The organism is Paracoccus pacificus, from assembly GCF_042680785.1.
Lineage (GTDB): Bacteria > Pseudomonadota > Alphaproteobacteria > Rhodobacterales > Rhodobacteraceae > Paracoccus > Paracoccus pacificus.
Map to the genome: position 1 here is coordinate 58,725 of NZ_JBHUEN010000052.1, position 7,090 is coordinate 65,814.

General features: G+C 53.2%; 6 protein-coding genes and 1 pseudogene. 4 read left to right on the plus strand and 3 right to left on the minus strand.

Translation table 11 applies throughout. The annotated features are described in order from the left end of the window. Window positions 1-40 precede the first annotated feature (40 nt). The gene (locus tag ACFSCT_RS18145) at window positions 41-742 is read left to right on the plus strand and encodes an IS6 family transposase (protein WP_271073590.1); all 702 of its coding nucleotides are present in this window, start codon (window positions 41-43) and stop codon (window positions 740-742) included. Window positions 743-1,072: 330 nt separating this feature from the next. On the opposite strand, the pseudogene ACFSCT_RS18150 reads toward ACFSCT_RS18145, so the two are convergent. From ACFSCT_RS18150 to ACFSCT_RS18160, 3 genes and pseudogenes are all read right to left on the minus strand, one after another. Next, window positions 1,073-1,477 (minus strand): annotated as a pseudogene (locus ACFSCT_RS18150) (tyrosine-type recombinase/integrase); the annotation flags it as partial. Window positions 1,478-1,655: 178 nt separating this feature from the next. Next, window positions 1,656-1,988, minus strand: a complete 333-nt coding sequence (locus tag ACFSCT_RS18155; RefSeq protein ID WP_147101181.1) for a type II toxin-antitoxin system RelE/ParE family toxin — start codon at window positions 1,986-1,988, stop codon at window positions 1,656-1,658. After that, window positions 1,988-2,263: a hypothetical protein gene (locus ACFSCT_RS18160; RefSeq protein WP_147101183.1), complete on the minus strand. Its 276-nt coding sequence runs from the start codon at window positions 2,261-2,263 to the stop codon at window positions 1,988-1,990. The genes ACFSCT_RS18155 and ACFSCT_RS18160 overlap by 1 nt, the downstream gene beginning before the upstream one ends. Before the next feature lie 653 nt (window positions 2,264-2,916). Here ACFSCT_RS18160 and ACFSCT_RS18165 point away from each other — a divergent pair. From ACFSCT_RS18165 to ACFSCT_RS18175, 3 genes are read left to right on the plus strand one after another with little or no spacing between them, the layout of a single operon-like run. Then, window positions 2,917-4,170: an AAA family ATPase gene (locus ACFSCT_RS18165; RefSeq protein ID WP_379145134.1), complete on the plus strand. Its 1,254-nt coding sequence runs from the start codon at window positions 2,917-2,919 to the stop codon at window positions 4,168-4,170. A 2-nt stretch (window positions 4,171-4,172) separates the two neighbouring features. Beyond that, entirely contained in the window at window positions 4,173-5,204 is a 1,032-nt protein-coding gene (locus tag ACFSCT_RS18170) for a hypothetical protein (RefSeq protein WP_379145135.1), read from the plus strand. Beyond that, window positions 5,204-6,901 carry a DUF262 domain-containing protein gene (locus tag ACFSCT_RS18175; RefSeq protein WP_379145137.1) on the plus strand — a complete coding sequence of 566 codons (1,698 nt, stop codon included), beginning with the start codon at window positions 5,204-5,206 and terminating at the stop codon, window positions 6,899-6,901. The genes ACFSCT_RS18170 and ACFSCT_RS18175 overlap by 1 nt, the downstream gene beginning before the upstream one ends. Window positions 6,902-7,090 lie beyond the last annotated feature (189 nt).

Consider the following 7,090-nt stretch of genomic DNA (forward strand, 5'->3'; position numbering starts at 1 on the left):
AGCGATTGCCTCCTTGCTGTTTGCTACGTAGGTCACGGCGATGCAGACACCTTCCATCAGCTACAAGCGGCACCGGTTCCCGCCTTCGATCATTGCCCACGCGGTCTGGCTGTACGTCCGGTTCAATCTGAGCCTGCGGGAGGTTGAGGAGATGCTGCTCGAACGTGGCATCGACGTCTCCTATGAAACGGTTCGGCGCTGGACGGCCAAATTCGGGCCGCAGATCGCGAGGAACTTGCGGCGATGCCAGCGCCGCCCCGGCGACATCTGGCATCTTGACGAAGTCGTGGTGAAGATTTCCGGCAAGACGTTCTGGCTCTGGCGCGCCGTTGATCAACGCGGCGTTGTTCTGGACGAGATCCTCCAGTCCCGGCGGGACAAACGGGCCGCCAAACGGCTTTTGCGCAAGCTGATGAAACGCGCGGGGTCTGTTCCCAAGCGGATTATAACGGACAAGCTCCGCTCATATGGCGCGGCCAAGCGCGAACTCCTGCCCGATCTGGATCACTGGTCGCATAAGGGGCTCAACAATCGTGCCGAGAACAGCCATTTACCGTTCCGAAAGCGAGAGCGCGTGATGCAGGGTCATCGCTCGCCAGGCGGCCTGCAACGCTTCGTGTCCATCCATTCAGCCGTCCGCAATTGTTTCTCCGTTCCAGCTCGCCGACGCGCCGCCCTGACCATTCGCTACCACCGGATGGAAGCTCTCCGCATGTGGAAAGTAGCAGCCAGCATCGCCTAAGACCTTCATTTACGGCCTTGCCAGCCAACCCTTCGGTTAACGTGACAACACCGTGGCATGGCATTCCGATCACAAAGAAGCGCGAGAAACGCGCCAGGTCTCGCCAGTTGTCCGCAAACCCGTCCGAAAATCAAGTTGTCCGATTACGCGTTGCGGCAAAGGTTTACGGACAGGTTCAGAGGGTGTCCACAAAAAACACGGTTCTCGGACACCATGCGGACCGAACAGACGACGATCATAATTGATGGCATCCATCTCAAGGCGCATCGCATGGGCTCCAGCCTGTGGGCAAAAAAGAGGGGGGGAGGCCCGATCAGGTGCACAAAGGGTGCGGTATATCTGCGCAACCTTGGTCCGGCGCATCGTATGGGTGCCGTAGGATGTCGGCTCCAGCCCGATCGACGTGACCCAATCCCGCACCAGCCGGGCGTATTGACGGGTCGAGATGTGCAGCCTTTCGTGGAAGCGGCCCGGCCACAGGTATTCCGATCCGATCATTAGCGGGTCGTCGAGCCAGGCCGTGATCGATTTGCGCGTTCCCTCGGTGATCTCGAAACGAACCGGCTTCTTGGTCTTGCTCTGGATGATCGAGGCACGCTCCTTGACTTGGCCGGCGGCATAGACGTCGGCAACCTTGAGTTTCACAAGGTCACAGCCCCGCAATTTGCTGTCGATGGCGAGGTTGAACAGCGCGAGGTCGCGGATATTGGTGGCGATTTCGAGCCGGACCCTGATCGCTCAGACATGTTTTGGCTGCAACGGTCGCTTCTGGCCGACGATGCGGCCCTTGTTCCAGGCGGGGCGGCAGGCGCGTATGGCGGGCAAGTTGTCGGTGGTCATGACACATCCTCCGATCCGCCGCGCGCCACCCATCGTCGGCATCTTGCCGACAAGCCAGCATATCACAGCACGACTATTCCGAGAACGTGTTCCGGGTCGGCGCCAAGGTCATCCAGTCTCGCCCACCGAATGCCGCGAGAGCGAGATATATCCGTCCTGCGGCAAGATCCGGCCGGTACACGATCGTCAGGCGGTGCCCGGCCCCACCATGGCGCACCAGCCATCCATGAAGCGCTCCGCCAAGGCGGACGCCAGATGCAGGATTGTCCTTGATCGCTTCCAGCATTGCGTCGACCTCATCCAGCCTTCGCAGCGCAGCGTTGACGTCGCCTTGGGTGACGTCAACGATATGGTCGACGATGCCGATCAGATCCCGTTCGAAGAACGGGTGTCGAACAAAGCGCATCAGATCTTGCGAGCCATCGCCGCCAGATGCGCCCGCGCCCCCGCCGTAGCCTTTGAGGCATCCCCAACCGGTTCCCACTGATCGAGCGGCAATGCCAGCCGGCGCTCCAGTTCCGCCTCAAGAACTAGCCTTTCGCGCTCTCGCCCTGCCTTGGCCTTCACCAACTCCCCCGAAACCGCCGCACTCACGGTGGGATACTCGCCGGCCTCTACCAGTTCTTTTGCAAAGGCAATGGCTGTGTCGGTAAAGCTGACGGACTGCTTTTGAACGCTCATCATTTTCCTTTCGGTACTCCAATGGAATACCGCCATGTGAGCGGTTTGGCAAGAGCTGCCTGAGTGCATTATGCCCAAAGTGCACTCATCGCACCGCTGAAGGCCCCACTTCCCCAAATCAGCGGTTCGCAAAGCTGCGAGGCGCATCAATGACCGGTTCGGTGAATGCCGCAGCGCGGCGTCCTGACGTCACGAAAGTCAGGAATGGGCCGGTCGTGTCATCCGGCCCCGATGGAGTGGCCAGGCGGCACGCCGCAGTGCCGCATGACCGGTTCGAGCCCTTACTGACTGCGACAGCGGCGCCCTCGTTGGCAGATGCAGGGAGGCGGGCATCGTCGTAGCCGGCCCATTGCGGACCTTCGAGGTATCTGGATGCCGCCTTGCGGCATTCACCAGACCCGCCATTCGACGCTCGGTGCAGCATCCTCTGAGGGTGAAGGTTGGCTGCGCGGGACGAACCTGCCGTTCGCGTCGAAGCAGCCACGGAAGGTGTCCCACGTAAACACCCACTCCAAAGGCCTCCTGGACTAGCCGAGGGCTTTTCAAGAGCAATAATATATCACATAAGATGGGAAAGAAGTCAGGTAGTTAAGAGCTGACGCAGCGGAGCTGAAAAGTCTTCCAAACGTCACGCGTTGGAAAGAAATGGACCGATGGCAAAACTAAGATCCCTAACGGTAGAGCGCTACAGAAACTTCCGACATCGTGCCCGTTTCAGCATAGCGCCATTAACGCTTTTGATCGGTAAAAACGGAAGTGGAAAGAGTGTGCTATCACGGCTACCGATGTTATTGTCTGATAGCTTGCATAATGGTGAGCGCGACCAACCTATTCGGCTAGAAACTTGGGGAGTGCGGCACGCAATTGAATACTTGGACATACCTTACATGAAAACTTCTATGCCTTTTATTATTGGCGTGGAAGTGCAAGACGGCGACGATGTAAGAGAATTTCTTGCCCAGATACGGTATGTAAAAGAAAAAGATCGCCTCATTCTCGAAGAATATTCGATTTTGGAAAAAGGAGTGAAATCGCTGCATGCGTCGATTTCTGATGACGATCAGCTTTTGCAGCAAAGGCCAACTTATAAGTGCGATTACAAAGGGGTTGATAGAACAGAAGAACTGAACGGATTTTATGGATTAATGCCAGAGTTTACCGGGGCTCTCAAAGAAGAGATGAAATTGGTCCTGGAAGGGTTCAAGTCCGCGCTACCTCCTGTTTCTTATCTCGGACCATTTCGCACTGAAGTTGGACACTTCATCGGCAGCCCCAGACCTGACCTTGATCGAATAGGTGTGAAAGGTGAGAACGCGATTGAAATAATATGCGACGATAAGCTGCGGTCTTCCGGTGCACTTTTGCGTTCTGTTAGCGACTGGTTTGAATCCGCAATGGAACATAGGGTGAGCGTGGTGAAAAATGGAGATTATTCTCGCATCAGCCTTAATCCCGTTGGAAAAGAACTTTCGATCTCACTTTCGGAGACCGGCGCTGGGTTCTCGCAAGTCTTACCTATTGCCGTTCAGAACTTTGTAGCTCGGTCAAATGATGTGATTTCAAGCACCTTAATAATAGAACAGCCCGAACTACACCTTCACCCAGCGGTACACGGAGAAATTGCGGACCTTTATCTCTCGACGGCCAAAAAAACCAATGGGGCAACCATCATGGAAACCCATTCGGAAGAAATCATCATGCGCTTGCGTCGGCGAATAGCCGAAGGTCTTAGCCCTGAGTTTGTTCGGATACTATCCGTCGGTCACTCGCGAAGCGCGGACGCACCGAACGGCGATGTAAAGGAAATTACATTTGACGAAGAAGGAAACCCGAGCGACTGGCCAGACGGGGTTTTTGAAGAAAGTTTTCGAGAACTTGCGGAGATTCGCGCGGCTACGCGGGGGTGATCGTGAGGATAAAAATTAATCGAAAAACGCTAAGCAATCAAGCTCTGTTTCCGATCTTCGATGTGATTTTTCGGTTTATCGAAATCGGACGTCATTCATTCGACGTTGGCTCAATAGAAGAAATAGCGACGAGCGATTGGGGCCATCATCTGGGAAAAACAGCGGTTGAGTTGATAAAGCGTGGCGCACTTTCGACGTCATACACTGTCACCGATCAAAACCCGCTTGTGGTAGTAGACGAAGCCGCGCCTGCGGGTGGCGAGACTGATTTTGAGAGCCGAGTGACGCGAGTTGCCCCCTTAGAAGCGATATATTTCTTGACCCTGCCATTTTCACTGATTGTTGAGAATGAAGTCTATGATGGGGGGTTTTTGCTTTGGATGGCGAAAGCTGTCAATAACCAAAGCTTCCTATCCGCTTACAGAAATCAACGGTTCCAGTTTCGGCATGCCGGAGGAAAAACCGGACTAAGTGTTTCCTCTCAAGTCTTTTCGGACGGTGTGTGGCCGAGATCTGACGGAGCGTATAGCAGGGCACTCCGATTGTGGAATGGTGTCATGCTCGACAGCGACGCAGAGTTCCCGGGACACACGCCCAACGATGGGATTGTGACTGCTTGCGGTAAGACCACAGCATGGGTGCACGAACTGCAAGCAAGATCTATTGAGAATTACATTCCCAAAGAGACCATGCTGAACTTTTTAACCGATGGCGCCGACAAGACGCGCGTTCATAACTATTTTGACCTTTCGGAGGTGCAGCGCAGGCACTACAATCTTAAGAAGGGCTTCAAAACTGAAGCATCAAAGGCCGATTTTCAAGCCGACGTTGGCATTCCCGCCACACTTCGCGCGCTCTATGAAGATGTGCCGGAGATCTCTTGGAGTTGCCTTTCGTCTGGCTTTGGTTCGGGCCTGTCCCGGATTTTTGTTGAGGAACAGTTCCGCCCGAACACAGGATTGGTGGCTTTCCCATCGACCTCAGCGAAAGAAGAAGTTGAGGAAATACTCAAAAAGGTGCTGAGGAGCGTCTAATGCCAGATCCAATGTCATCTATCAGCGCCCCGCAGATCATTCCGATTTACGAGTTGATCGATCGCGTCGCGTCCGGAGAGCTTAGAATTCCGAGGTTTCAACGGCCTTATGTTTGGTCTCCGGAAGATATGATTGAATTGTTTGATAGCATCTTCAATGGATATCCAATTGGATCACTTCTAATCTGGGAAACGTCATTGCAAGACGTATCAAGCTTGGAAAAGCTTGGTCCAATCAATTTGACAACAGAAGTACGCTCAACGACAAGTTATGTCGTCGATGGGCACCAGCGTCTGGCAACTTTGGTGGGTGTTTTGTCTCTTCCAGCAGACTTCCCGAGCGAGACGATGAGCGAGTGGAGATGGTGGATCGGATATGATCTGGAAAATGAAGAATTCGTTCATTTCAAGAGACGTTCCGAGGATTCAAATCCAACCATAGTGCCGCTTCGAAGAGTTATTCAAACGGTGGACTTCGCGCGTTTGACTCGGGACTTGGCGACCAACCTCCCGGACGATAAGCTGGATACTTATTTGGAGCGCGCTGATCGCCTCAATCGAAAACTGAGGGATTATCAAGTTCCAGCTACCGTGATGAAATCAGCATCCTTGGATGATGCGGTCAACATCTTTGCCCGCGTCAATCAACGTGGTCGCGACATGACCGCTGATCAAATGGTGTCCGCTTTGTCGTTCAGAGATGAAACGGAGGGTGCATTCAATCTTTCTGATAGTATCGATGCCATCTTGCAAGATCTATCAACCTTTGGGTTTGGGGAAACCGAGCGGAAAACGGTCCTGCAATCGGTTCTTTTTGCGGCGGGGCTTGATTTCACGAAGCCCACCTACGAAAAGCTCGTGAGCAGAGATTCACATGAGACCCTTCGTCCAGCCGTTGAGGAGGCGCACAAAGCTCTAATCTCGTCTGCGCGTTTTCTGCATGATGAAATAGGGCTTAAATCGGATCGATTACTGCCTTACGCGTCACAACTCTCAATGCTATCATTCTATATGCTCAGTCTCGATTCAAATTCACAGATCGCCGCAACGCAAAGCGCTGATCAATTGAGGAAATGGTTTTGGACTACCTCATTCAATGGCTGGTATGCGGGAGCGAACACAACAGATCTCCGAAAAGCGGCAGAAAGAATGAAATTTCTTGCCCATGGTAGTCTTGACTGCGAGCAATTTGATGCCTTTTTTGCCGATCGTCCGCTCAGACCGCTACCTAAGGCTTTTGATCGCCGTAGCGCTCGTATTCGTGCTTCGTTGGCTGTCCAACTCTTGGAGCGGCATCCCGTTGATCCGCGAAACGGCGAGACTCTTAATGGATTTGACATCCTTCGAGATCCTGAAACGCGCGACATTCCTTACTTTTTCTATGGCCTGGCATCTCCGTTGGGGTCCCGGCCTGCAAACCGTATAATATTGCCAAGGGATTGCGGCAGAAGCGTGAGAGATCTTTTCCTAGATGCAGCTTCTAACGAAGAACTTTTGGCTTCACATTTCATCACCGAAACGGCTTTTATGGCGTTGATTTCGGATGATGCAATAGAATTTATGAATCTTCGTGAGGACGAGATCACGCGAGTTGAAAACGACTTCCTCAATCGCGTTGGTATCGGTTCGATCTCGGCTAGAAACGGTAATCAGATTTGGAACCATTCTGATGAAATTGTGAATGACATTTCTTCATAGCCATTACTGACTGTCCATATAAGGTTCAGTGGGAGGAGAGCTTACTAAGCACTCCTCCTTTGTTGCGTTGTGTCGGTATCTTTCACCGATATAGAAGGTCGTCTTTTTTCGATCTGTCTCGATAGTAAGCGTTCTCTGCCCCCCACCTTCCGCGCGGCATTCTGATCGGTTCATTGGACCGCGATGATT

Coding starts and splice junctions, on each gene's coding strand:
- ACFSCT_RS18145 (WP_271073590.1), top strand. CDS start 41: ATGCAGACACCTTCCATCAGCTACAAGCGGCACCGGTTCCCGCCTTCG.
- ACFSCT_RS18155 (WP_147101181.1), bottom strand. CDS start 1,988: ATGCGCTTTGTTCGACACCCGTTCTTCGAACGGGATCTGATCGGCATC.
- ACFSCT_RS18160 (WP_147101183.1), bottom strand. CDS start 2,263: ATGAGCGTTCAAAAGCAGTCCGTCAGCTTTACCGACACAGCCATTGCC.
- ACFSCT_RS18165 (WP_379145134.1), top strand. CDS start 2,917: ATGGCAAAACTAAGATCCCTAACGGTAGAGCGCTACAGAAACTTCCGA.
- ACFSCT_RS18175 (WP_379145137.1), top strand. CDS start 5,204: ATGCCAGATCCAATGTCATCTATCAGCGCCCCGCAGATCATTCCGATT.